This is a genomic window from Massilia violaceinigra (assembly GCF_002752675.1).
GTDB lineage: Bacteria > Pseudomonadota > Gammaproteobacteria > Burkholderiales > Burkholderiaceae_D > Telluria_A > Telluria_A violaceinigra.
In genome coordinates, this window is sequence record NZ_CP024608.1 from 229,547 (window position 1) to 253,002 (window position 23,456).

Genomic DNA, 23,456 nt, shown 5'->3' on the forward strand with positions numbered 1-23,456 from the left:
AACGTTGCAGGAAAGTATATGAACCAAAATCAGAGGACCTTACTCCTCCAGCGGCGCGAAAATGGCTTGCAGGTCTTCCTGCGTCAGACTCATTTTTTGCGACTCGCCTTCCGCCAGGATGGACTGGGCCAGATCGGATTTCTTTTGCTGCAGTAACTGGATCTTTTCTTCCAGGGTCCCCTTGGCGATCAGCTTGTACACGAACACCGGTTTGTCCTGTCCGATGCGCCAGGCACGGTCGGTGGCCTGGTTTTCGGCGGCCGGGTTCCACCACGGATCGTAATGGATCACGGTATCGGCGGCGGTCAGGTTGAGACCGACACCGCCCGCTTTCAGGCTGATCAGGAAAATCGGCACCGCGCCCTGCTGGAAGGCGGCGACCTGGGCCGCGCGGTCCTTGGTATCGCCGGTGAGCAAGGCATACGGAATGCGGCGCGCGTTGAGCTCTTCCTCGATCAGCGCCAGCATACTGGTAAATTGCGAGAACACCAGGATCTTGCGGCCTTCTTCGAGCAAATCGTCGACCATCTGCATCAGATCGATCAGTTTGGCGGAGCCGCTGTCTTTCTTCTTGGCGGGCAAGGCTTTCACCAAGCGCGGATCGCAGCACACCTGGCGCAGCTTGAGCAAGGCTTCGAGAATGACGATCTGGCTGCGCGCCACGCCTTTCTTGTCGATCTCGTCGCGCACTTTCTTGTCCATCGCCAGGCGCACGGTTTCGTACAGGTCGCGCTGGGCACCCGACAATTCGACCTTGCGCACCATTTCCGTTTTCGGCGGCAATTCCTTGGCCACATTGTCCTTGGTCCGGCGCAGCAGGAAGGGACGGATGCGGCGGTTCAGCAGCGCGCGCCGCAGCGGATCGTCCTGGCGCTCGATCGGGTGGCGGAACTGGCTGTTGAAGGTTTTTTCATCGCCCAGCAAACCCGGCAGCAGGAAATGGAATTGCGACCACAGCTCGCCCAGGTGATTTTCCAGCGGGGTGCCGGTCAGGCACAGGCGGTGGCGCGACTTGAGCAGGCCGGCGCTCTGGGCCGCCTTGGAGCGCGTGTTCTTGATGTAATGCGATTCGTCGAGGATGACGAGGTGGAACTCGTGCTCGCGCAGCTTTTCTTCATCGCGCGGCAACAGGGCATAGGTGGTCAGGACCAGATCGACTTCCTCGATCTTGTCGAACTGTTCCAGGCGCTCCTTTCCTTGCAGCAGCAGCACGCGCAAGTCGGGCGCGAAACGGGCCGCTTCGTCCTGCCAGTTGGTCATCAGGCTGGTGGGCGCGATGACCAGGGCCGGATGGGTCAGGCGGCCGGCTTCCTTCTCGATCAGGATGTGGGCCAGGGTTTGCACCGTCTTGCCCAAGCCCATGTCATCGGCCAGGATGCCGGCCAGGTCGTACTCGCGCAAGAACTGCATCCAGGCCAGGCCATCTGCCTGGTAATCGCGCAGGGTCGCCTGGAGCCCCACCGGAGGCGCCACTTTTTGCACGGAACCGAACAAGCTCAGCTTACGGCCGGTTTCGCGCAACTGCTCGCCGCCAAACCAGCGCAAAGCGGTTCCGCGTGCCAGTTCTTCGAGCCGGCCCGCATCCAGGGTCGAGAGCCTGACCTTGTTTTTGATCTTGTCGCTGAAATAAAGTTCACCCAGCGTGTTGAGAATCGGCTTGAGGCGGCCCCAGGGCAGCGCCACGCGCAGACCATCGGGCAGGGTGGCCAGCATCTGGTCGGCGTCGGCGTGCGCCGCCAGTACCTCGGGATCGAAGTCGCTCGGGGCACTGCGGATCAGTTGGACCAGCACCGGCAGCAGCGGCACGCGTTTCTGGTTGACCACGATCCCCAGCTCCAGCTCGAACCAGGCGTTGCCCGCTTCGGCCGGCTCGTCGATCTCGGCGTACCAATCTTCCACCGCGACAACGTCGTAGCGGTATTTGTTGGATTTCTGCACATGCCAGCCGGCCTCGATCAGGCCGGCGAGGTCGCCTTCGGCAAAGCGCAGCCAGTGCGCCTGGCTTTCCAGCTGCTGGGCGCCGGCCAGGGCGTTGAGCGGCGGCGTGCCGGGTTTGCGGAAACCAAGGGCGGTGAGTTCTTCCAGAGAGGCGGCCTCGGCCGGGATATCGCGGGCGATGACTTCGGTCACGTCGCCCACCTGGCGCACAACGCGCTGGGCCGGATCGAACGCGACCCGCTCACCGTCGTAATCGAAGGAAAGCACCGCATAATCGTGCCAGCGCTGGTGCGAGCCATCGGCCAGCGGCACGCTGTCGAGCAGCAGGTGCGGACGCGGCTTGACGTCGTCGCGCAGGCGCTGGATCAGCGGCTGCGGCAGGGGCATCAGTTGCTGCAGGCCATGGGCCAGCAACAGTTGCGAGACGCGTTTTTTATCGTTGCCGCTCAGCGCCGGGGCTTGCGCCACCAGCGCCTGCAAGTCGGCCAGGGAAATATCGACGCCGCCACGGTTGAGCGCGAGCGCGCCGCAGGACAGATTGTCGATGTACCACGGCGGATCGGTCGGCAGCATGTAATCGATCTGGTCGGCGGCGGTGTGGGTCGCGCCGCTGGCGGGCTGGACTTGCCAGCCGAGGCGCGCGGTGCGGCCTTCCTCACGCCAGACCAGGTTGGCTTCACGCACGGGGCCGGCCTGGAGTGGGTAGATCAGGCCGTTGGCCATGTCGGCCCAGGAATTCGCCCACAGCAGCTTGTCTTGTTCCAGCAACATTTGCAGGAGGATGGCGCCGACCTTGCCTTTCGGTTCGGTCGCGCTGCCGCCCTGGGACGCCGCGCCGCTGCGCATGGCGATGAAGAAGCGCACCAGGTCTTCGTCGTCGCCTTCGAGGTAGGCGGGCGGGGCCGAGAGCAGGGAAAACACTTCGCTGACCGGGCTGGCGGCAGCGACTTCGCCGTTCGGGCGCAGGCGCGCCTTGCACAGGCACAGGGCCACGTGGCGGCCGCCGCTGGTCGGGGCCAGGACATAGACGAACTTGTATTGGGCGACTTTGGGATCCTTGACCTCCAGGTCGAGCTTGGGCTGCGGGTGGGCGGCAGCCTCGACCCGTTGCAGCCAGCTGGCGATCGGCGCCGGCAAGGCCGACGCCGTGGCGTGCGGCGCAGCGGTGGCAGGGCGTCCTTCGCGGGGTTCGTCGCGCGTTAAATCCATCGTGTGCATGTGTTCTTAAGGGCAATATCGAAGACGATAACACCCGATATTATCCGACATAAAGACGCTTGTGTTCTGTTCTCTTTCGCACGCAGGGGAGCTTGTTTGTGCGGGTCATGGCCCCAGGGATGGCGTTCATGCTGCAAGGGTAAGCGCCGGTTGGAAAACGTATGCAACGGATTTTTGAAAAATCAGGCAGAAGTGTCTGCCGACCGCCCGCACATGGCATGCCGGGAAAACGGCAAATGTTCGGTGGTTTGGAGAAGGAGTGGTGCTCAAGCGAGCGCTTGGAGGAAGCGATTGCGGACCGACCAACTCACAAACAACCGATCCTCAATTACAGGAAGGGGCTGGAGCAATCAGGTAAGTGACATAGCCTATTTTGCCTGGCTGGACCTCATGCCCGTCACTTTTTCTCCACTCCTTACTTTTAGACGTTAAAGCGTGAATGAGACTTTATATTGGCCCAGCGGAGACTGCAAACCCGTCATGGCGACAGAATTAGCGCCAAAAAACCTGGTCAGCAAGTTCGGCATTACTGTCTCGGGAGGCAGGGATGACTTGGACTGGTTTGAAGGCGCGAGACTGAATATTGATGAGTTGGGGCCTGTTTTGGTCATCAAGCACGGAAATAACCCACTTGGATTGACTGCGCTTTACGTGGACGCTGATATCGATGCGACATTTGCTGAGAGCATTCTTATCCGATATTTCAATTTAACGGAAGGTGAAGTCGCGTGGAGAGTAAGTGTTGAGCTCGGCAAGCCTGCTTAGCCGACGGGTTGCAGGTACGCCTTTAGTTTTGGCGTCCCATACCAAATGTTGAGAATATAGATGTTGCAACTTATTCACTACATGAATAAAATTGCAACATTCGAGCTGCTTTCTTTCGTTGCGACGCTCGCCCCCCTTTCCCGAAAAATCATGAAACTGACCGCCGTTCTCACCCTGCTGCTTCTTACCGCCACTGCCAATGCTCAAGTCGGCGACCGTATGGTCATGGCCCGGGATGAAAATCCAGCAATGGCCGCTGCGATCACCAAGGCACAAGCGTCGCTCGATACCTTTCTCGCCACGTCCGCCAAGCCGCCCGCAGGCGCGGGCATGTTCCGGCTCAAGGTAAAAATCACCGACGAAAATGGCATCGAGCATATGTGGGTCATGCCGTTCGAGCAGACCAAAACCGGCTTCACCGGCACGATTGCCAATGATCCCCAAATCGTCGAAAGCGTCGAAAACGGCGAAGAAATCACCTTCAAGCGCGCCGATATTTCGGATTGGGGTTACGTTCAGAACGGCAAGCAAAAGGGCAGCTTTACCGTCTGCGCCTTGTTCAACACGATGCCTGCGAATGTGGTCAAGCAGTACCGTGAGCAGCATGGTTTCGAGTGCTGATCTGATTTCTTGCTGCTCAGTTTAATCGGACAGGCTTTCTGCTCCGGCCGGCAGGTTTGACCGATGCGCATAGTTGATCTATTCATACGCCAAGTGAAACAAGCGGGGGCGATGAGCCCGGCTGTCTTCATCGCCGGCTTCCTCATCATCGACATGAATGTCGCGTGGTCTGGCGGCTATTCCATACTGTTGGGAATTATTCCAGTGCCCCAGATCGGGGTGCTGCTGGCTGCGGGAAGCATGGTCACCCTTCTCATCCGTGCAATTGCCCTGTGCTATCAACGCAAGTTCGGCTCCCTTTGCCTGTTCATCGTGTGCACGACGGCGCTCTTGGTTTATTGTGCGGAGGACGACAACGGGTGTCCAAGGGCAAACGTGACGCGCTTAACGCAGTCAATGCCATGTTAAAAAATCCTGATAAACACAATATCTGGTATTTGAAACCCGAGTTGAAGCAAGTGCTTCACGCCATCGTCGACGAATCCGCACCCACGGCGCACTACGAGGGCAGCCTTCACCAATATTTCACTTACGTGTATAGCGTAAAAGACCGCAACGGCAATGCTCTGAAAACCACGGTTTTCATGTTGAAGGATGAGACGCAATTCAGAATCGATCGCCCGAACACGGCGACGGCTCGTCAGGCAGTGCCAAATGGCGTCAGTACCGATCCATAGAGGCGAGCGCTTCAACAGCATTTGGCCTTGAGCCCCATCCCGATTTTTGCAAAGCGTGACATCTATGAACCAGTTCAAATATATTTATCAACGCCACGACGGCGCGACATGCTTCGATAGATATTTCGCCTATCTGGGCACCATCCAGCAGGACATGCCGCCCGCGCTTGCCTTGTTTTCCATGGAGCCGGACCGCTATGCGCTCAACTCTGATGTCACCCTCCATGATGCGTGGCTGGAATCGCTGAACGTGGAAAAAGAGTATGCGGGCACTGCGCAAGGATCATCGACGGTCAACCTCAGGCTGCTGCACTCATCCCATGAATCAGTCATCAATCTGGTGTACACCGATGTGCTGGGCATGAATTCGTCTTTACAGCCCAGCCAAAGGCCCCTTCAGCCGGCGGACCTGCTGGTTCATGAATTCTGCATGCTGGAAGCCGGAATTTTCCGCCACTTCATTGAATTTGACAGGGAAATGTGGGTGGAAATTACATTCCGAGGCTTCGATTTCTCGGTACTTCCTCGTCATTGATTTGCCTTGCACCTGGTGCCGATACGTTGACAGCGGTGGACAGAAAATCCGCGATTGGGCGGCGCTGCCGTTTGCGCTCGGAGACTCGCATCCCTATGCTAAAAAAATGAAAAACCATCTATTTAAGCCGGGTTTCCGAATTTCATTCACGGATGTCATCGTCATTATTCTTGGCGTCTGTGGTTCGGTTGTGGGCATGCGAATTGACACTGGATTAGGTTTGCCAATCGCACTCGTCGTCGGACACTTTTTCGCTTTTTGCAACGTGTTCCGTCTTCCTCGCAAGCTTGAGCTGATCTGGGCCGCATTTCTCTTGATTGTGGCAGGTACGACCATTATCTGGCACTGACCAGGTTGGTATCCTGCATCGGCGCTCTCGATCATTTGCGCAATCGTACTTGTTGGCATTCATATGAGGCAGCCTTCCTACCACGGAGCAGGATGGAAATATCTGAATCCACATCTGCCTGCATGGTGGGAGGCCCGGCGCACCGATACCAGCGAGCCTGATGAGGCAGCCAATAGAGTATAGGCCCTGTCGGAGATCGATCCGTCGGCAAGTTCGGAACCTCACGCCAGCGCCGCCAGCAAGCACTCCATGTCCGGTTCCGCGCTGTCGCAGTTGGCCAGACAGATTACCGACAAACGCAGCGCCGGCACCCGCATCAGCAGCGTATTGAAGCCCCACAAGGCGCCGCTGTGGAAAACCACATCAATGCCGTTGCTCTCAATCACCTCCAGCCCGAAACGGTAGGGCAGCACCGTTCCATCCGCCATTGGCGATGGCTGCAGCATCGCATGCAAAATACTCCCGCGATCGCCCCACTGGCGATGCCATTCGCGCTCCCATAGCACCAGTTCATCGGTGCTGGCATACATGCCGCCATCGCCCACCGTATTGGCATTGCCGAGATGCTGTTTGTATCCGCGCGGCCGCGCCGCATCGGCCTCGTAACTGAACACGCGCTGCGCAATCACATTGCTGCGGTCGTCGTCAAAAACCATGCGCTCGATACCCAGTGGCTCGAACAGCGTCTCTCGCGCAAAACGTGCCGCGGACAAGCCACTCAAGCGCTCGATCAAGGCCGCAAGCAGGATGTAATTGCTGTTGCTGTAACCGTACGCGGTCCCGGCAGGAAAAGCGACCGTATCGACACAGGCAATCATTTTCAGAATCAGCGCATTGTTAAAATAATCGGCCTCGTGCCGGCCAAGCTGGCACTCCAAAAACTGAAAATAATCGGGAATGCCGCTGGTGTGATTGAGAAGCGAGCGCAGCGGAAACGCCTGCTCCATCCGCGCCAGTTCCGGCAGATGCAGGCACACATCGTCATCGAGCCCAATCCGCCCGGCGCGCACCAGCGCCAGCACGCAGGCCGCCGTAAATTGCTTCGATTCCGACGCCAGATAATAGGCCGACTTTCCCGACAGCGGCACCTCCAATTCCAGCGAAGCCAAGCCGTGATGCAGCTCGCATACCACCGCATTTTCCTGCAGCACGACCGCACTGAAACCCGGCCCATCGGCAGGTAATGTCGATTGAAGTTCGAGAAAATACTGACGCAATTTTTCCATCGTTATTTACGCTATTAAACGGGGCAAGAAAGGCACTGTACACTGCGCACTATCAATCAGCTAAACCAGCGGCCACACCAGCGGCCGCCCTGCACACCGTTCGAGCACTGTCAAGACTGGCGCATTCGCCGCGATTGCGTATCATTCCGTGCTTGACTCACCAGGATGTTCACCCATGCTCCCAACTATCGAACAACGTCTCGCCATAGAACTTGCCGCCAAGCCTGTACAGGTTGCCGCCGCCATTGCCCTGCTGGACGAGGGCGCCACCGTTCCCTTCATCGCGCGCTACCGCAAGGAAGCGACCGGCGGGCTGGACGATATCCAGTTGCGCCTGCTGGAAGAACGCCTGCGCTACCTGCGCGAGCTGGAAGACCGGCGCGCCGCGATCATCTCGTCCATCACCGAACAGAACAAGATGACGCCGGCCCTGCTCGACGCCGTCACCCACGCCGAAGACAAGACCCGGCTGGAAGACCTCTACCTGCCCTACAAGCAAAAACGCCGCACCAAGGCGCAGATCGCGATCGAAGCGGGCCTGGCGCCCCTGGCCGACAATCTGCTGGGCGACCCGACCATCGCGCCGGAAGAAGAAGCCGCCAAATACCTGCGCGAAGCCTTCACCAGCGACGACGGCAACAACCCCGGCGTGGCCGACACCAAGGCCGCGCTGGACGGCGCGCGCCAGATCCTGATGGAACGCTTCGCCGAAGACGCGACCTTGCTGCAGTCGCTGCGCGAATACGTGCAGGAACACGGCATCGTCGAATCGAAGGTCGTCGAAGGCAAGCAGGATGAAGGCGAAAAATTCGCCGATTATTTCGACTACTCCGAGACCATTTCCACCGTGCCCTCGCACCGCGCGCTGGCACTCTTGCGCGGCCGCCGCGAAGGCATCCTCGACGTGGTTCTGCGCCTGGACACCGAAGCCGAAAAACCGAAGTGGGACGCGCCGCACAACCCGTGCGAAGGCCGCATCGCCGCGCGCTTCGGCATCAAGAACCAGGGCCGCCCGGCCGACAAATGGCTGGCCGACACGGCCCGCTGGACCTGGCGCGTGAAGAGCTTCATGCACCTTGAAACGGAGTTGATGGGCGCCCTGCGCGAACGCGCCGAACTCGATGCCATCAACGTCTTCGCCCTGAACCTGAAAGCGCTGCTGCTGGCCGCGCCGGCCGGCCCGCGCGCCACCATGGGCCTGGACCCGGGCCTGCGCACCGGCGTCAAGGTGGCCGTGGTCGACGCCACCGGCAAGGTGGTCGACACCGCCGTCATCTACCCGCACCAGCCGCGCAACGACTGGGACGGCTCGCTGCACGTCCTCGGCGCGCTGGCCGCGAAACACAATGTGTCCTTGATCTCGATCGGCAACGGCACCGCCTCGCGCGAAACCGACAAGCTGGCGCAAGACCTGATCAAGCAGCGCGCGGAACTCAAGCTGACCAAGATCGTCGTGTCGGAAGCCGGCGCCTCGGTCTACTCGGCGTCCGAATTCGCTTCGCGCGAGCTGCCCGACATGGACGTGTCGCTGCGCGGCGCGGTGTCGATCGCGCGCCGCCTGCAAGACCCGCTGGCCGAACTGGTGAAGATCGATCCGAAATCGATCGGTGTGGGCCAGTACCAGCACGACGTCAGCCAGACCCAGTTGGCGCGCTCGCTCGATGCCGTCGTCGAAGATTGCGTGAACGCGGTCGGGGTGGACGTCAACACCGCCTCGGCGCCGCTGCTGGCGCGCGTGTCGGGCCTGTCCTCCAGCGTGGCGCAGGCAATCGTCACTTACCGCGACCTGAAAGGCGCCTTCACCTCGCGCGCGGACCTGAAAGCGGTGCCGCGCCTGGGCGAGAAGACGTTCGAGCAGGCGGCGGGCTTCCTGCGGGTGATGGGCGGCGCCAATCCGCTCGACGCCTCGGCGGTGCACCCGGAATCGTATCCGCTGGTGGAGAAAATCCTGGCCGATATCAAGAAAGAGATGAAGGCCGTCATCGGCGACGCCTCCCTGCTCAAGACGCTCAACCCGGCCAGGTACGCGGATGACAAATTCGGCGTGCCGACCATTACCGACATCCTCAAGGAGCTGGAAAAGCCGGGACGCGATCCACGCCCCGAGTTCACCACCGCCACCTTCAAGGAAGGCGTGGAAGAGATCCGCGACCTGCGTCCGGACATGATTCTCGAGGGCGTGGTGACCAACGTGGCCGCCTTCGGCGCGTTTGTCGACATCGGCGTGCACCAGGATGGACTGGTGCACATTTCGGCGCTGTCGAACACCTTTGTGAAGGATCCGCATACGGTGGTCAAGGCGGGCCAGGTGGTGCGCGTGAAGGTGCTGGAAGTGGACGAGAAGCGCAAGCGCATCGCCCTGACCATGCGCCTGACCGACAGCGCGCCGCAGCCCGGCTCCAAGCCGGAGCAGCGCGGCGACCGCACCGACGGCAAGCGCCTGGCGCAGCACCAGCAGAAGCAGGACCGCGCGCCGGCGCCGGCCGGCGGCAGCATGGCGGCGGCGTTCGCCAAGCTGCGTGGATAAGCCATCCATGATCGCCATCGCCGCCTGCGATCCGGACAGCCTTGATGCCCGCACGCTGATCGAGGAGCTGTCGGCGGCGCTGGCGGCCATCACGGGCGACAGCGGCAAGGCCTCGTTCTCGGCCGATGATGCGCGGGTGGCGCGCTCGCTGTTCGTGGTGGCGCGCGGCGAGGGTGGGGAATTGCTCGGCTGCGCGGCACTGCGCCCGCTCGACGGCGACGTCGGAGAAGTCAAGCGCATGTTCGCGCGCCCCGGTGCCAACGGTGTCGGCGCGGCTTTGCTGGCGCACGTGGAGCAGGCGGCGCGGGGGTTCGGCTACCATCAGCTGTGGCTGGAAACGCGCAAGGTCAATACGCGCGCGGTGGCGTTCTACGCAAAGCACGGTTACGGCATCATTCCCAACTACGGTAAATACGTCGGGCGCGATGATGCGGTTTGCCTGGGCAAATTGCTGAGGGACGATGACGCTGCCTTTTCGCCTCTCCTTCAAAGTAGCTAGAACCCCCTACTCCCAACGCCGCCGGGCCCCAAACGTCCACCCCCCGCCGTTTTCTTATAAAATGGCGGCATCTAACCTATTTCCCACCGAGGCAAGCCATGAGCGACGTAAAAACCTGGATCAAAGAAACCGTAACCGCCACCCCCGTGGTGCTGTTCATGAAGGGAACCGCGCAGTTTCCACAATGCGGCTTTTCCGGCCGTGCCATCCAGATCCTGAAAGCCTGCGGCGTCGAGAACATCGCCACCGTCAACGTGCTGGAAGATCCGGAAGTGCGCCAGGGTATCAAGGACTTCTCGAACTGGCCGACCATTCCCCAGCTCTACGTCAAGGGCGAATTCATCGGCGGTTCCGACATCATGAACGAAATGTTCGAGTCCGGCGAACTCAAAGCCCTGCTCGATGCCTGATTCTCCTGCGCGGCGCCTGGTTGTCGCCATCACCGGCGCCACCGGCGCCGTGTATGGCGTGCGCCTGGTCCAGCAACTGGCCGCCACACAAGGCATCGAAACGCACCTGATCGTCTCCGACGCCGCCGTCCTGACCCTGCATCAGGAACTGGGCATGCAGCGCCGCGAGGTCGAGGCGCTGGCCCATGTCGTCCACAAGAACCGCGATGTGGGCGCGTCGATCGCCAGCGGCTCGTTCCAGTCCGACGGCATGGTGATCGCCCCCTGTTCGATGAAAACCCTGGCCGCCGTGGCCCTGGGCCTGTCCGACAACCTGATCGCGCGCGCGGCCGACGTGGTACTCAAGGAGCGCCGCCGGCTGGTGCTGATGGTGCGTGAAACCCCGTTCAACCTGGCGCACCTGCGCAATATGACGGCGGTAACGGAAATGGGGGGAGTGATCTTCCCGCCGCTGCCGAGCTTTTATCACAAGCCGGAAAGCATCGACGCCATGGTCGATCATACGGTGGGACGGGTCATGGACCTGTTCGGCGTGGCGCACACGCTGGCGCCGCGCTGGGCCGGCATGAAAGCCGCATCCGACGCTCAGCCGGACACCTGAGGCGTACAGGCAGCCGCGCCAGCCTGGCGCCGGCACTGCCTTGCTACGCGCGGCAGGCGCTCAGCGCTTGTCGAACTGCCAGCTGTCGGCCTTTTTCAATTCTTTTGCTTCCTCGACCATGCGGCGATGCTGGATGCGCTTGCGCATGACTTCCGCGTGCTGCGCTGCAGTCATCGGGGGAACGGTCATCAGGTCCTTGAGCTGGGCGGTGTTGCTGTAGTTACTTTTCATAAGACGGCGGAATCCTCGGCTTGGTGCGTAACGGGATGACAAGAGTACAAGTGCTGTTGTGATTATGAGCCACTATGCCGGTTTTGGGCGGCACAATATAAATGCATTCCGCCGGGAAACTTTACCCGTGGTCTGACCATTGTGCATGAATTTTATGGCGTCGACATGACAAATCATAAAGCCCCGTCGAATTTGCAGTGGACGAGGTCGGGATATGGGATTGATGCGGCGCAAAGGACGCCCGTGGAGAAACCGCCGCCCCGGTTTGGGCGCCTCGGCATGGCAAGAAAACTATTTATGCCAACGCTGAAAAAGCCGATATACGTGCCAAATAGCTACTTTTGGTAATTAATGCGAACCAGCATGCGGATGAATTCTCGCGCAATTTGACGATGATGCTCGTCCAGACGCTGTAAATCAGCGATCAATTTCACATCGGCCGATTCAAAACGGGATAAACCACCCGCGCCATCGCCGTTGGCCGTGGCATTTTCGTCGCCGCCAAAGCGCAACCATTCCGCGGGCACGCCGAGCCATTGCGCGATCATGCGCAGCTTCTCTTGCGTGGGAATAGCCTCTCCTACCAGCCATTTGCGGGCGGCGTGCACCGTAATCGGCCGTCCATCGAAGCGAATGTTAAATTCCCGCGCCAAGCGTGTGGGACTGTCGGGTGAGTAATGGGCGTTCTTTAGTGCCTGCTGCAGGCGTTCACTAAAGCTTTCCCGTTCGTTGGATGAATTCATGGGTGGCACTATTTCACGCAACGGCATGAAAGTCAGTCTCTTCACGGTTGAGACCAATTGTGACAAGTTGCTTCCCGGATGTAACAATTTGACAGGCATTGTACACGCATCGCACGGGCTTGATGTGTGAAACAAAACCTTGATTCATAAACAATCATTTGCGCGGTCCGGTGCGGCGGGAAAGGTCACCTGGTCGAAAAAACCAGTGTAGATCGGCCCCACCCAGCCGCCCCGGCGCACGATGACCCGGTTTGTGCTGGATCAGATGCCTGCACATGAGTCCGGTATACAAATCGGGCGGAAAGGCGGCCGCGGGCGAACGCCGGGGGCGAACGCCATGGGCTCCGGCTGGCGACCATGCGCCCGCCATCTTTCGCATTCAGGATAGGGACAGGCACGCTACAATAGGTTGACGTTGACGTAAACGGAAGTTACCGCAGGCAATTTTCGCCCCGTCTCCTCCCACCCCCGCTTCTTATTAGTTATGAGCCACTGATGTCCATGCGTACTTATACCATCGCCGAACTGGCGCGCGAATTCGACATTACCGCGCGCGCCATCCGCTTCTACGAAGACCAGGGCTTGCTGCGCCCAAGCCGCGAAGGCGTGGGCGGACGCAACCGGGTCTACACGGCGCGCGACCGCACCCATCTCAAGCTGACCCTGCGCGGCAAACGCCTCGGCCTGACCCTGTCGGAAATCAAGAGCATCGTCGACATGTACGAGTCGCCCAAGGATACCGCGGCCCAGATGAACCGCTTCCTCGGCGTGCTGGCGCACCAGCGCGAAACGCTGGAGCGCCAGCGCGAGGATATCGACATGGCCCTGGCCGAAATTGCCGCCCATGAAGAAGAATGCCGCCGCATGCTTGCCGAAACCACGGCCAACGCCTGAATAACAGAGGCAATGCAAAAAGCGCGACTGCTTGACGTTTACGTTAACGTCAAACATGCGTATGATGAACTCTTCCCATTCCGACCCCCGCGAGGACGACACAATGCTGCATCTTCCAGGCTTGACCTTTGACCATGGCGAAGACATCGCCGCGCTGCGCGAAGCAGTTCAACAATTCGCCGCGGTAGAGATCGCTCCCCGCGCGGCGGAAATCGACCGCAGCGACCAGTTCCCGATGGACCTGTGGCGCAAGATGGGCGACCTGGGCGTGCTCGGCATCACCGTCGACGAGCAGTACGGCGGCGCCCAGATGGGCTACCTGGCCCACATCGTGGCGATGGAAGAAATCTCGCGCGCGTCGGCCTCGGTCGGCCTGTCGTACGGCGCCCACTCGAATCTGTGCGTCAACCAGATCAAGCGCAACGGCACCGAAGAACAGAAGATGAAGTACCTGCCGAAGCTCATTTCCGGCGAGTACATTGGCGCCTTGGCCATGTCCGAGCCGAACGCCGGTTCCGACGTGGTCAGCATGAAGCTGCGCGCCGACTTCAAGGGCGACCGCTGGGTGCTCAACGGCACCAAGATGTGGATCACCAACGGCCCCGACGCCGACGTGATGGTGGTGTACGCCAAGAACGACCTGGAAGCCGGCCCGCGCGGCATGACGGCCTTCATCATCGAAAAAGGCTACAAGGGTTTCTCGATCGCGCAAAAGCTCGACAAGCTGGGCATGCGCGGCTCGCACACGGGCGAACTGGTGTTCCAGGATTGCGAAGTGCCGGCCGAAAACGTGCTGGGCGGCCTGGGCAAGGGCGTCAACGTGCTCATGTCGGGCCTCGATTTCGAGCGCACCGTACTGTCTGGCGGTCCGCTGGGCATCATGGCGGCCTGCATGGATGCGGTAGTGCCGTACGTGCACGACCGCAAGCAATTCGGCCAGCCGATCGGCGAATTCCAGCTCATGCAGGGCAAACTGGCCGATATGTACTCGACCATGATGGCGTGCAAGGCGTATGTGTACGCCGTGGGCCAGGCCTGCGACCGCGCCAAGACGCCGGAAGCGATCCGCAACCTGCGCAAGGATGCCGCCGGCGCGATCCTGTACAGCGCCGAGAAGGCGACCTGGATGGCGGGCGAAGCGATCCAGACGCTGGGCGGCAATGGTTATATCAACGAGTATCCGGTCGGACGTCTGTGGCGCGATGCGAAGCTCTACGAAATCGGCGCAGGCACCAGCGAAATCCGCCGCATGCTGATCGGGCGGGAGTTGTTTGCCGAGACGAAGTAAGTCTGCTGCCATTCCGCAGAGTGAATAAGCCCACTAGACTAAAAACCGTCGTTCCCGCGCCAAGGCGGCCCTCGGCGGGAACCCAAGTACACGCCGTAGCCGTGGCTGCCCGACAAACTTGGGTTCCCGCCGAGTGCCGCCTTGGCGCGGGGACGACGAGCTTGCTGCGTATAGAATAGTCTTCCCACAAAAGACTGATCGAGAAGCCAGATGACCCAAGTTGCGTTCCCCAAGCTGCTGTCTTCGCAGATTGCTTTCGACATCGCCCGCACCATCCTCGACGGTTTCGACAAGCACTACCGCCTGTTCCGCCAGACCAGCCAGGTCGCCAAGCGCCATTTTGAAACCGGTTCCTGGGCCGTGGCCCAGCAGGCGGCGCGCGAGCGCATCGGTTTCTACGACCAGCGCGTGCAGGAATGCGTGCAAGTGCTCGAAGACGAATACGATAACGGCGAACTGACCGATGAAGTCTGGCGCGAACTCAAGCTGCACTACATCGGCATGCTCTCCGGCCACAAGCAGCCCGAACTGGCGGAAACCTTTTTCAACTCGGTCTGCTGCAACATCCTGCACCGCACCTATTTCCACAACGATTTCATCTTCGTGCGCCCGGTGGTGTCCACCGAGTACATCGAAACCGACGAGCTGCTGCCGACCTACCGCGTGTACTACCCGGCCAAGGATGGCTTGCGCTTCGCGCTCAAGCGCATCGTCACGAATTTCCAGCTCAACTGCAAGTTCGCCAACCTCGACCGCGACATCGCGCTGGTCGAAGGCCGCCTCAAGCTGATCTTCGGCAGCGAAGCGCTGGAACCGAACCACCAGATCCAGGTGCTGTCGAGCCTGTTTTTCCGCAACAAGGGCGCCTACATCGTCGGCAAGGGCATCAACGGCAACCGCGAATATCCCTTCATCGTGCCGATCCTGCACAACCGCCACGGCGAGCTGATCCTCGACACGGTGCTGTTCGACCACGAACAGATCACCATCCTGTTTTCGTTCACGCGCGCCTACTTCCTGGTGGACATGGAAGTGCCGTCGGCCTACGTGCAGTTCCTGCGCAGCCTGCTGCCGCGCAAACCGAGAAGCGAGATCTACACCATCCTCGGCCTGCAAAAGCAGGGCAAGACGCTGTTCTACCGCGATTACCTGCAGCACCTGAAACACACCGCCGACCGCTTCGAGATCGCGCCCGGCATCAAGGGCCTGGTGATGCTGGTGTTCGCGCTGCCCTCGTTCCCGTATGTGTTCAAGGTCATCAAGGATTTCTTCCCCGCGCCCAAGGAAACCACGCGCGCCCAGATCAAGGAAAAATACCTGCTGGTCAAGAACCACGACCGCGTGGGCCGCATGGCCGATACCCTAGAATACTCGAACGTCGCGTTTCCGCTGGAACGCTTTTCGGAAGAGCTGATCGCCGAGCTGATGCATCACGCACCGTCGCTGGTCGAGTACGAAGGCGACCGCATCATCATCCGCCACCTGTACATCGAACGGCGCATGGTGCCGCTGAACATGTTCCTGAACAAAGCGGAAGTGGCCGGCAACGACGAGTTGATCGAACACGGCGTGATCGAATACGGCAATGCCATCAAGGAACTGGTGGCCGCGAATATCTTCCCCGGCGACATGCTGTACAAAAACTTCGGCGTCACCCGCCACGGGCGGGTCGTGTTCTACGATTACGACGAAATCGAATACATCACCGACTGCAATTTCCGCACTATCCCGGAACCGCGCAACGAAGAAGATGAAATGTCGGCCGAGCCGTGGTATTCGATCGGCAAGCACGATGTTTTCCCCGAGCAGTTCGGCGCATTTTTGCTGGGCAACGCGAAAATCCGCCTGTATTTCATGAAGCACCACGCCGATCTGTTGACCAAGGATTTCTGGCAGTCGCGCAAGCAGCGCATCATGGACGGCCATATCGAAGACGTGTTTCCGTATCCGCAGCAGATCCGGTTCTGTAACCAGACGTCCGCCGACAACCCGGCGGTCTATACCCCATCTTATTTGGAGAACTTACACAATGAATGATCCAGTCGTTATCGTCGGCGCCGCCCGCACACCCATGGGCGCGTTTCAGGGCGATTTTTCCTCCAAGTCCGCCAGCGACCTGGGCGCCGTGGCGATCGCCGCGGCCGTCGAGCGTTCCGGCGTCGACGCCAAGCTGGTCGAACACGTCTACTTCGGCAACTGCCTGATGGCGGGCCAGGGCCAGGCCCCGGCGCGCCAGGCGGCCATCAAGGGCGGCTTGCCGTTATCAAGCGGTGCGGTGACGCTGTCCAAAATGTGCGGCTCGGCCATGCAGGCGGCCATCTTCGCGCATGACTCCCTGCTCGCGGGCAGCGCCGACATCGTCGTCGCCGGCGGCATGGAATCGATGACCAACGCGCCCTACCTGATTCCCAAGGCGCGCGGCGGCTACCGCATCGGCCACGGCATGATGTTCGACCACATGATGTACGACGGCCTGGAAGACGCGTACTCGCGCAACGAGAAGACCGGCGAAGGCCGTTCCATGGGCACCTTTGCCGAAGAATGCGTGGCCAAGTATTCCTTCACCCGCGAAGCGCAGGATGCGTTCGCGATCGCCTCGGTCAAGCGCGCGCAGGAAGCCAACAACGAAGGCTACTTCAAGTGGGAAATCGCGCCTGTCACGGTCACTACCCGCGCCGGCGACAGCGTGATCGACAAGGATGAAGGCCCGGCCAAGGCCAAGCTGGATAAGATCCCGGCCTTGAAGCCCGCCTTTAAAAAGGATGGCACCATCACCGCCGCCTCGTCGTCGTCGATCAACGACGGCGCCGCCGCACTGGTGCTGATGCGCGAATCGAAGGCGCGTGAACTGGGCCTGACCCCGATCGCCCGCATCGTCGGCCATTCCACCTTCGCGCAGGAACCGAACCTGTTCACCACGGCCCCCATCGGCGCGCTGCAAAAACTGTTCGCCAAGACCGGCTGGAAGCCATCGGAAGTGGACCTGTACGAGATCAACGAAGCATTTGCGGCAGTGCCGATGGCGGCGATGCACGAACTCGACATCCCGCACGACAAGGTCAACATCCACGGCGGCGCCTGTGCACTGGGCCACCCGATCGGCGCATCCGGCGCGCGCATCATCGTCACCCTGCTCGGCGCCCTGAAGAAAACCGGCGGCAAGCGCGGCGTGGCCTCGCTGTGCATCGGCGGCGGCGAAGCGACGGCGATGGCGTTCGAGATGATGTAGTCTGCAGCGGCTCGCCTCTGGGAGCCGTCGTCCCCGCGCAGGCGGGGACCCAAGTTGGTCGCTTATCCAGTGGCTTCTGCACGAACTTGGGTCCCCGCCGCCGCGGGGACGACGGATCGGGGTGAGCGGCAGGCTTGCGTATACGCGATTCCCAACCAAGAGACTCAATGCCAACAGCACTCATCATCGGCGCCTCGCGCGGCATCGGCCGCGAACTGGTGCGCCAGTACCTGGCCGACGGCTGGCGCGTGATCGCCACCGCCCGCAAAAGCGAAGATTGCACCGCCCTCGGCGCCATGGGCGTGCATCCGTACCAGCTCGATGTCACCAGCGCCGACTCCATCGCCGCGCTGGGCTGGAACCTGGACGGCGAACTGCTCGACGCCGCGGTCCTCAACGCCGGCGTATACGGCCCGCGCCACGACGGCTTTCCCACCCAGTCCGACTTCGACACCGTCATGCACACCAACGTGCTCGCCGCCCTGCGCCTGCTGCCCGTGATCGCGCCCATGGTGGCCGATGCGCGCGGCAAGCTGGCCGTGATCTCCTCGCGCATGGGATCGATGGGCGCACGCAGCAGCGCCTCCGGCACCTTGTACCGCGCCAGCAAGGCGGCCTTAAATTCGGTGCTGGTCGACACCAGCATCCGCTTCGGCCCCAAGGGCGCGACCTGCGTGGCCTTCCATCCCGGCTGGGTCCAGACCGACATGGGCGGCGCCGGCGCCGACATTACGTCCGAACAAAGCGCGGCCGGCCTGCGCGCCACCCTGGCCGGCATCGATGCCAGCGCCAATGGCGCCTTCCTCAATTACGACGGCACGCCAATTCCCTGGTAAGCCCAACCTAGCGAAACCTATGATACTGACCGAAGAACACCAGATGATCCGCGACGCCCTGCGCGCCTTTTCGCAGGAGCGCCTTGCGCCCAACGCCGCGCGCTGGGACAAGGAGCACTACTTTCCCAAGGAAGAACTGAAAGAACTGGCCGCGCTGGGCGCCTTCGGCGTGGCCGTGCCCGAAGAACTGGGCGGCGCCGGCCTCGATTACGTCTCGCTGGCGCTGGTGCTCGAAGAAATCGCGGCCGGCGACGGCGGCACCTCGACCATCATCTCGGTCAACAACTGCCCGGTGTGCAGCATCGCCATGATGTATGCGAACGACGCGCAAAAAGAGCAGTGGCTGCGGCCCCTCGCGCAAGGCAAGATGCTGGGCGCGTTCGCGCTGACCGAGCCGCATACCGGCAGCGACGCCTCCGCTCTGCACACCACCGCCACGCGCGACGGCGACGAGTACGTTTTGAACGGCACCAAGCAGTTCATCACCAGCGGCAAATACGCCGACGTGGTGATCGTCATGGCGGTCACCGACAAGGCAGCCGGCAAGAAGGGCATCAGCGCCTTCTGGGTGCCGACGGCGACCCCAGGCTACATCGTGGCCGGGCTGGAACAGAAGATGGGCCAGCATTCGTCGGACACCGCGCAGATCCTGTTCGAGAACTGCCGCATCCCGGCCGCCAACCTGATTGGCGAAGAAGGCCAGGGCTACAAGATCGCGCTGTCGGGTCTTGAGGGTGGACGCATCGGCATCGCTTCGCAGGCGGTCGGCATGGCGCGCGCCGCGTTCGAGGCGGCGCTGGTGTATGCGCGCGAGCGCGAAAGCTTCGGCAAACCCATTTTCGAGCACCAGTCGGTGCAGTTCAAACTGTCCGATATGGCCACGCAGATCGAGGCCGCGCGCCAGCTGATCCGCCACGCCGCGTCGATGAAGGATGCCGGCCTGCCGTGCCTGAAGGAAGCCGCGATGGCCAAGCTGTTCGCCTCCGAAATGGCAGAACGGGTCTGCTCGGATGCGATCCAGGTGCACGGCGGCTACGGCTACGTGAGCGACTTCCCGGTCGAACGCATCTACCGCGACGTGCGCGTGTGCCAGATCTACGAAGGCACCAGCGACATCCAGAAAATCCTGATCGCGCGGGCGCTGTAAGCATGGCGGGCGAAGCGATCATCCGGGCCGCGGCCAGCGAGGACCTGGACACCTTCTTCGCCTACCTGAACGACCACCTGCGCGACAACGGCAGCGGCGCCACGGCGCTGTTCATGCCGATGGCGCGCGCCGCGTCGCGCTTTGGGCCCGAGCGCGAACACGCCTTTCGCAGCGCCACCGGGACCGCCCTCGGGCAGCCCGGGTGGCGGCGCCTGTGGCTGGCGTTCGATGCGCAGGGCGGCATCGCCGGCCACATCGACCTGCGTGCGCGTCCTGAAGGGGCTTGCGCGCATCGCGCGCTGCTCGGCATGGGCGTGCACCGCGACGCCCGCAAACAGGGCCTGGGGGCGCGTCTGATCGGCGTGGCGGCCACCTGGGCCGCCAGCGAGGCGGGGCTCGACTGGATCGACCTGGAGGTTTTGTCGGTCAACGTGCCGGCGCGCGAGCTGTATGTGCGCTGCGGTTTCGTGCAGACCGGCGAAATCGCCGACATGTTCCGCATCGACGGCGAGGCGCTGGCCTACACTTTTATGTCGCGCAAGGTGGGCAAGCTCTGATACGCTTGGTGGTTCGAACCCACTGCCTGCAACGAAAGAGCCACATGCCGATTTCACCCCGCGCGTCCACCCGCGTCCTGATGCTTCCCTTGTTCCTGTCCCTGCTGCTGCCCCTGACGGTGCGCAGCGAGGAAGCCTGCAAATTGGCCCTGCCCGACGCCGCGGCTGGCGACGACATGCGCTGGCAGGGACCATGCAAGGACGGTTATGCGCACGGCATTGGCGTGATCGAAAAACGCACCAGCGACGTCAACACCTGGCGTTACGAAGGCATGGTCGAAGCCGGCCGGCCGCATGGCAAAGGGTACCTGATGTACTACCCGGGCCATGAGTACGGGGGCGAATTCCGCGATGGCCTGCGCGACGGCACCGGCACCTCGGTCAACCAGGTAGGCGACCGTTACAACGGCCAGTGGAAGGCCGGCAAGCGCGAAGGCAAGGGCGCCATCGTCTACACCCTGGGCGGGCGCTACGACGGCGAATGGAAGAACGACCGGCCAAACGGCAATGGCGTGGCGCTGTACTCGAGCGGGCGCCGGGTCGGCGCGGTGGCGGTCAGCCAGCCGGCCGACGCCGAACAGGGCAAGGTGAGCACACCAGCCAAGGCGCCGCCGGAGCCGTCCAGGAAACACGATCTCAAGGCGGAAGGGCCAAACCTTGGCACGCACATCCCGCGCAAGGTCGTCAGCGGAGGCCAGGTGCCGTTCAAGGCCTCGTACGAACAACTGAGCGAGCAGGAACGGGCCATCGTGCGCGGCTGGTATCCCTTGCTCGACCCGGCGGACGAACCGCCGTACCCGCTGCTCGGCAACGGCAACGTGCTGGGCGCGATCCAGAAGATCAATGCGCGCGACCCGGCCTACGGCCTGTTGAGCATGGTGGTCATGATCGACAGCGAGGGCAAGGCCCAATCGGTCAATGTGTACGTGACGCCGGACCCCAAGCTGTCGGAAATGGCTGGTTTTGTCGCCATGAACGAGAAATACAAGCCGGCACGCTGCTCGGGCAAGCCTTGCGCGATGGCCTTCCCGTACACCATGGTCTTTAGCCGCAGCTGGTTCTGACCGGTCCACGTTCTGTTCGCCGCGCTCAACCCTGGTGCGCGGACCCGGTCAGCGTGGTTTGCGCGGCGCTGAACCATTTTTGAACATGCCACTCCAATACATCATGATTAACTGATGAATGGGTGCCGTATGTCCTTGCTGCCTCGCATCATCCCGCTACTTCTCTTGCCTCTGCTGGCGCTCGCGCTTCTGCTTGCGCCAGCCGCGCGAGCGGAGCAATGCGCACTGGCCCTGCGCGGCCTCGAAACTGGCGCCGACCTGCGCTGGCGTGGCCCCTGCAAAGAGGGATTCGCCCATGGCGAAGGCGTCATCGAAAAGCACGGCAACGAACGCAAGCCCTGGCGCTATGCCGGCATGGTGGAGCGTGGCCGGCCACACGGAAGAGGCCACCTCACAAGCTATCCGGGTAACGAATACAGCGGCGAGTTTCGCGATGGCCTGCAGGAAGGACAGGGTGTTTCGCTCAACCTTCTGGGCGACCGTTACCAGGGCGAGTGGAAAGCTGGCAAGCGCGAGGGAAAAGGATCGATCGTCTATGCGCTCGGCGGCCGCTACGATGGAGAATGGAAGAATGATCAGATCACAGGCCAGGGCGTGGCGGTGCTGTCCGGCGGACAGCGCGTGGAGGGAGATGCCATCCCGCGCGGCACACCCAGTCTGGCTACGCCCATGTCTTCCGGGCAGTCCGGGACGCTGCATCTGAAGGCGGAAGAACCCAGGACCGGCTCGCATATCCTGCATCGCATCGTCGCGGGCGGCCGGCAACCGTACGGCGCATCCTGGGGGCAGTTGAGCGAGGAACAGCGCCGCACTTTCCGCGCCCGCTACGCCCTTCTCGACGAGAACGATGAGCCGCCCTATCCGCTTGGTGGCATCGGCGGTGTGCTGCGCTCGGTTCATGCTGTGACGAATGCGCACGGCGAGGCGTTCCCGGGCTTGCTCAGCATGATCGTCATGGTCGACAGCGAAGGCAATGCGGAATCGGTCAAGGCTGTCGTGACGCCTACCCCCGAACTATCGATACTGGCGGCGCGCGTCGGCATGAAAGAGAAATTCAAACCGGCAAGCTGCTCGGGCAAGCCGTGCAGCATGGCTTTTCCGTACCTGATGGAATTCACTTATCTGAGGTAGACACTGCGCGCCTGCTCACGCGGCAGCAACCCGGCACCAGATATTCAGCGCGGCGCGCCAGGCTTGGGCAAGACGCCGATCTGGAGCGGGCCGCCGTTCTTGCCTTCCTCGCCCTCCTGCGGTGCGATGAACATATCGTGCGGATACACGAACACCCAGTCCGCATAGCGGCCCTTGTTGCGAAAGCCGCTGTCATGCTCGTCGAAATTATCGACCTTCATGGGCGCGCGCTGCGACAGCGAATGCACGCCCACGATGCGCCCCTCGACCTTGATCAAGCCCCATTCGGCCTTGCCGGTGATCGGGTCGGCGTACAGGCGCCGCAGATGGCGCCTGGCGTTCGGGAAGCGCGGGTCCTTGATCAATTCCTGCAGGGTCAATGGATACATCTGCGGCCCGCCCGCGGCGCTGTCGTGATAGCGCGCGATGGCGGCGCGAAATTCGTGGCCGATGAACAGCAGCTCGCGCTCCTTGTCGCGCCGCACCGAGGTCGAATACAGTTCGCTGGCGATGCTGCTGCCGATCCCCATGAAGGCCACCATCAGCAGGGTCCAGATGTACGCGAACCCGCCCTGGTGTCCGCGCTTACAGCTGCTCATACGGTACGCCCGCACGCGTCTTGCCGCGCGCGCCGCTGCGGATATCGGCCACGCCCGGCTTGTCCGGATCGAGCGACGCCACGGGCTGCCACGTCACGCTCGATTCAGTGATCGGGTCGACCGGCACCGAACGAAAATACTTGTGCGTCACCAGGTCACTCAGCGAAGCCGGATACACGCCCTTGTCGCCGTAAAATTTGTCGATCCCGAGGCGCAGCACGTTCAGGTTTTCCTGAAGCGCCACTTCCTTCGACTTGTCGACCGAGCCGAAATAGCGCGGCACGGCAATCGTCAGCAAGGTCGCGATGATGGCCATCACCACCAGCAGTTCGACCAGGGTAAATCCAGTGTGTTTTCTTCTCATGTTCATC

25 protein-coding genes are annotated in these 23,456 nt (G+C 61.6%); 19 read left to right on the plus strand and 6 right to left on the minus strand.

Annotation, left to right across the window (positions count from 1 at the left end):
• Positions 1–39: 39 nt before the first annotated feature.
• On the minus strand, positions 40–3,147 hold the full coding sequence (locus CR152_RS01025) for a DEAD/DEAH box helicase (RefSeq protein WP_167399985.1): 3,108 nt from the start codon (positions 3,145–3,147) through the stop codon (positions 40–42).
• 489 nt (positions 3,148–3,636) lie between these two features.
• Here CR152_RS01025 and CR152_RS01030 point away from each other — a divergent pair, with 489 nt between their 5' ends.
• The 6 genes from CR152_RS01030 to CR152_RS32605 all read left to right on the plus strand — a co-directional run bounded on the left by CR152_RS01030 (position 3,637) and on the right by CR152_RS32605 (position 6,103).
• On the plus strand, positions 3,637–3,921 hold the full coding sequence (locus CR152_RS01030; protein ID WP_099873001.1) for a hypothetical protein: 285 nt from the start codon (positions 3,637–3,639) through the stop codon (positions 3,919–3,921).
• A gap of 60 nt (positions 3,922–3,981) precedes the next feature.
• Positions 3,982–4,542, plus strand: coding sequence for a YegJ family protein (locus CR152_RS01035; RefSeq protein ID WP_208640047.1), 561 nt, complete (start codon positions 3,982–3,984; stop codon positions 4,540–4,542).
• 111 nt (positions 4,543–4,653) lie between these two features.
• Positions 4,654–4,950 (plus strand): hypothetical protein, encoded by a 297-nt coding sequence (locus tag CR152_RS01040; RefSeq protein WP_157778271.1) that lies wholly within the window; start codon positions 4,654–4,656, stop codon positions 4,948–4,950.
• Positions 4,944–5,219 carry a hypothetical protein gene (locus tag CR152_RS01045; RefSeq protein ID WP_099873007.1) on the plus strand — a complete coding sequence of 92 codons (276 nt, stop codon included), beginning with the start codon at positions 4,944–4,946 and terminating at the stop codon, positions 5,217–5,219. Before CR152_RS01040 ends, CR152_RS01045 begins: the two co-directional genes overlap by 7 nt.
• A gap of 64 nt (positions 5,220–5,283) precedes the next feature.
• Positions 5,284–5,754: a hypothetical protein gene (locus CR152_RS01050; RefSeq protein WP_099873009.1), complete on the plus strand. Its 471-nt coding sequence runs from the start codon at positions 5,284–5,286 to the stop codon at positions 5,752–5,754.
• A gap of 106 nt (positions 5,755–5,860) precedes the next feature.
• Positions 5,861–6,103, plus strand: coding sequence for a hypothetical protein (locus CR152_RS32605; RefSeq protein ID WP_157778272.1), 243 nt, complete (start codon positions 5,861–5,863; stop codon positions 6,101–6,103).
• A 221-nt stretch (positions 6,104–6,324) separates the two neighbouring features.
• Here CR152_RS32605 and CR152_RS01055 read toward each other — a convergent pair whose 3' ends face one another.
• Entirely contained in the window at positions 6,325–7,329 is a 1,005-nt protein-coding gene (locus CR152_RS01055; RefSeq protein ID WP_099873011.1) for a serine hydrolase domain-containing protein, read from the minus strand.
• A 175-nt stretch (positions 7,330–7,504) separates the two neighbouring features.
• Here CR152_RS01055 and CR152_RS01060 point away from each other — a divergent pair, with 175 nt between their 5' ends.
• The 4 genes from CR152_RS01060 to CR152_RS01075 all read left to right on the plus strand — a co-directional run bounded on the left by CR152_RS01060 (position 7,505) and on the right by CR152_RS01075 (position 11,366).
• Positions 7,505–9,856: a Tex family protein gene (locus CR152_RS01060; protein WP_099873013.1), complete on the plus strand. Its 2,352-nt coding sequence runs from the start codon at positions 7,505–7,507 to the stop codon at positions 9,854–9,856.
• 7 nt (positions 9,857–9,863) lie between these two features.
• Positions 9,864–10,355 (plus strand): GNAT family N-acetyltransferase, encoded by a 492-nt coding sequence (locus tag CR152_RS01065; protein ID WP_099873015.1) that lies wholly within the window; start codon positions 9,864–9,866, stop codon positions 10,353–10,355.
• Between the two features lie 98 nt (positions 10,356–10,453).
• Entirely contained in the window at positions 10,454–10,765 is a 312-nt protein-coding gene (gene grxD / locus CR152_RS01070; RefSeq protein WP_099873017.1) for a Grx4 family monothiol glutaredoxin, read from the plus strand.
• Positions 10,758–11,366, plus strand: a complete 609-nt coding sequence (locus CR152_RS01075) for a UbiX family flavin prenyltransferase (protein WP_099873019.1) — start codon at positions 10,758–10,760, stop codon at positions 11,364–11,366. The genes grxD and CR152_RS01075 overlap by 8 nt, the downstream gene beginning before the upstream one ends.
• A gap of 60 nt (positions 11,367–11,426) precedes the next feature.
• Here the strand turns inward: CR152_RS01075 and CR152_RS33555 are convergent, their stop codons facing one another.
• Both CR152_RS33555 and CR152_RS01080 read right to left on the minus strand, forming a co-directional pair.
• On the minus strand, positions 11,427–11,597 hold the full coding sequence (locus tag CR152_RS33555) for a hypothetical protein (RefSeq protein ID WP_167086010.1): 171 nt from the start codon (positions 11,595–11,597) through the stop codon (positions 11,427–11,429).
• Between the two features lie 335 nt (positions 11,598–11,932).
• Positions 11,933–12,340, minus strand: coding sequence for a hypothetical protein (locus CR152_RS01080; RefSeq protein ID WP_099873021.1), 408 nt, complete (start codon positions 12,338–12,340; stop codon positions 11,933–11,935).
• 501 nt (positions 12,341–12,841) lie between these two features.
• Here CR152_RS01080 and CR152_RS01085 point away from each other — a divergent pair.
• The 9 genes from CR152_RS01085 (at position 12,842) to CR152_RS01125 (ending at position 22,486) form a co-directional block, all read left to right on the plus strand.
• Positions 12,842–13,234 (plus strand): MerR family transcriptional regulator, encoded by a 393-nt coding sequence (locus CR152_RS01085; RefSeq protein WP_099881878.1) that lies wholly within the window; start codon positions 12,842–12,844, stop codon positions 13,232–13,234.
• A 103-nt stretch (positions 13,235–13,337) separates the two neighbouring features.
• Positions 13,338–14,522, plus strand: coding sequence for an isovaleryl-CoA dehydrogenase (locus CR152_RS01090; RefSeq protein WP_099873023.1), 1,185 nt, complete (start codon positions 13,338–13,340; stop codon positions 14,520–14,522).
• A 210-nt stretch (positions 14,523–14,732) separates the two neighbouring features.
• The gene (aceK, locus tag CR152_RS01095) at positions 14,733–16,559 is read left to right on the plus strand and encodes a bifunctional isocitrate dehydrogenase kinase/phosphatase (protein ID WP_099873025.1); all 1,827 of its coding nucleotides are present in this window, start codon (positions 14,733–14,735) and stop codon (positions 16,557–16,559) included.
• Entirely contained in the window at positions 16,552–17,751 is a 1,200-nt protein-coding gene (locus CR152_RS01100) for an acetyl-CoA C-acyltransferase (RefSeq protein WP_099873028.1), read from the plus strand. Before aceK ends, CR152_RS01100 begins: the two co-directional genes overlap by 8 nt.
• 167 nt (positions 17,752–17,918) lie before the next feature.
• Positions 17,919–18,587: an SDR family oxidoreductase gene (locus CR152_RS01105; RefSeq protein ID WP_099873030.1), complete on the plus strand. Its 669-nt coding sequence runs from the start codon at positions 17,919–17,921 to the stop codon at positions 18,585–18,587.
• 19 nt (positions 18,588–18,606) lie between these two features.
• Positions 18,607–19,734, plus strand: coding sequence for an acyl-CoA dehydrogenase family protein (locus CR152_RS01110; protein WP_099873032.1), 1,128 nt, complete (start codon positions 18,607–18,609; stop codon positions 19,732–19,734).
• A 2-nt stretch (positions 19,735–19,736) separates the two neighbouring features.
• On the plus strand, positions 19,737–20,291 hold the full coding sequence (locus tag CR152_RS01115; protein WP_099873034.1) for a GNAT family N-acetyltransferase: 555 nt from the start codon (positions 19,737–19,739) through the stop codon (positions 20,289–20,291).
• A 44-nt stretch (positions 20,292–20,335) separates the two neighbouring features.
• Positions 20,336–21,355, plus strand: a complete 1,020-nt coding sequence (locus CR152_RS01120; RefSeq protein WP_099873036.1) for an MORN repeat-containing protein — start codon at positions 20,336–20,338, stop codon at positions 21,353–21,355.
• Positions 21,356–21,484: 129 nt separating this feature from the next.
• Positions 21,485–22,486 (plus strand): MORN repeat-containing protein, encoded by a 1,002-nt coding sequence (locus CR152_RS01125; RefSeq protein ID WP_167399859.1) that lies wholly within the window; start codon positions 21,485–21,487, stop codon positions 22,484–22,486.
• A gap of 44 nt (positions 22,487–22,530) precedes the next feature.
• Here the strand turns inward: CR152_RS01125 and CR152_RS01130 are convergent, their stop codons facing one another.
• Positions 22,531–23,085, minus strand: coding sequence for a type II secretion system protein (locus CR152_RS01130; RefSeq protein ID WP_208640048.1), 555 nt, complete (start codon positions 23,083–23,085; stop codon positions 22,531–22,533).
• Positions 23,072–23,455 carry a type IV pilin protein gene (locus tag CR152_RS01135; protein ID WP_099873040.1) on the minus strand — a complete coding sequence of 128 codons (384 nt, stop codon included), beginning with the start codon at positions 23,453–23,455 and terminating at the stop codon, positions 23,072–23,074. The genes CR152_RS01130 and CR152_RS01135 overlap by 14 nt, the downstream gene beginning before the upstream one ends.
• Position 23,456: the final 1 nt, after the last annotated feature.

Bases quoted from the DNA above. Each gene is read 5' to 3' on its own strand.
- CR152_RS01025 (WP_167399985.1), bottom strand. From the start codon at position 3,147: ATGGATTTAACGCGCGACGAACCCCGCGAAGGACGCCCTGCCACCGCT.
- CR152_RS01030 (WP_099873001.1), top strand. From the start codon at position 3,637: ATGGCGACAGAATTAGCGCCAAAAAACCTGGTCAGCAAGTTCGGCATT.
- CR152_RS01035 (WP_208640047.1), top strand. From the start codon at position 3,982: ATGTTGCAACTTATTCACTACATGAATAAAATTGCAACATTCGAGCTG.
- CR152_RS01040 (WP_157778271.1), top strand. From the start codon at position 4,654: ATGAGCCCGGCTGTCTTCATCGCCGGCTTCCTCATCATCGACATGAAT.
- CR152_RS01045 (WP_099873007.1), top strand. From the start codon at position 4,944: ATGTTAAAAAATCCTGATAAACACAATATCTGGTATTTGAAACCCGAG.
- CR152_RS01050 (WP_099873009.1), top strand. From the start codon at position 5,284: ATGAACCAGTTCAAATATATTTATCAACGCCACGACGGCGCGACATGC.
- CR152_RS32605 (WP_157778272.1), top strand. From the start codon at position 5,861: ATGAAAAACCATCTATTTAAGCCGGGTTTCCGAATTTCATTCACGGAT.
- CR152_RS01055 (WP_099873011.1), bottom strand. From the start codon at position 7,329: ATGGAAAAATTGCGTCAGTATTTTCTCGAACTTCAATCGACATTACCT.
- CR152_RS01060 (WP_099873013.1), top strand. From the start codon at position 7,505: ATGCTCCCAACTATCGAACAACGTCTCGCCATAGAACTTGCCGCCAAG.
- CR152_RS01065 (WP_099873015.1), top strand. From the start codon at position 9,864: ATGATCGCCATCGCCGCCTGCGATCCGGACAGCCTTGATGCCCGCACG.
- grxD (WP_099873017.1), top strand. From the start codon at position 10,454: ATGAGCGACGTAAAAACCTGGATCAAAGAAACCGTAACCGCCACCCCC.
- CR152_RS01075 (WP_099873019.1), top strand. From the start codon at position 10,758: ATGCCTGATTCTCCTGCGCGGCGCCTGGTTGTCGCCATCACCGGCGCC.
- CR152_RS33555 (WP_167086010.1), bottom strand. From the start codon at position 11,597: ATGAAAAGTAACTACAGCAACACCGCCCAGCTCAAGGACCTGATGACC.
- CR152_RS01080 (WP_099873021.1), bottom strand. From the start codon at position 12,340: ATGAATTCATCCAACGAACGGGAAAGCTTTAGTGAACGCCTGCAGCAG.
- CR152_RS01085 (WP_099881878.1), top strand. From the start codon at position 12,842: ATGCGTACTTATACCATCGCCGAACTGGCGCGCGAATTCGACATTACC.
- CR152_RS01090 (WP_099873023.1), top strand. From the start codon at position 13,338: ATGCTGCATCTTCCAGGCTTGACCTTTGACCATGGCGAAGACATCGCC.
- aceK (WP_099873025.1), top strand. From the start codon at position 14,733: ATGACCCAAGTTGCGTTCCCCAAGCTGCTGTCTTCGCAGATTGCTTTC.
- CR152_RS01100 (WP_099873028.1), top strand. From the start codon at position 16,552: ATGAATGATCCAGTCGTTATCGTCGGCGCCGCCCGCACACCCATGGGC.
- CR152_RS01105 (WP_099873030.1), top strand. From the start codon at position 17,919: ATGCCAACAGCACTCATCATCGGCGCCTCGCGCGGCATCGGCCGCGAA.
- CR152_RS01110 (WP_099873032.1), top strand. From the start codon at position 18,607: ATGATACTGACCGAAGAACACCAGATGATCCGCGACGCCCTGCGCGCC.
- CR152_RS01115 (WP_099873034.1), top strand. From the start codon at position 19,737: ATGGCGGGCGAAGCGATCATCCGGGCCGCGGCCAGCGAGGACCTGGAC.
- CR152_RS01120 (WP_099873036.1), top strand. From the start codon at position 20,336: ATGCCGATTTCACCCCGCGCGTCCACCCGCGTCCTGATGCTTCCCTTG.
- CR152_RS01125 (WP_167399859.1), top strand. From the start codon at position 21,485: ATGTCCTTGCTGCCTCGCATCATCCCGCTACTTCTCTTGCCTCTGCTG.
- CR152_RS01130 (WP_208640048.1), bottom strand. From the start codon at position 23,085: ATGAGCAGCTGTAAGCGCGGACACCAGGGCGGGTTCGCGTACATCTGG.
- CR152_RS01135 (WP_099873040.1), bottom strand. From the start codon at position 23,455: ATGAACATGAGAAGAAAACACACTGGATTTACCCTGGTCGAACTGCTG.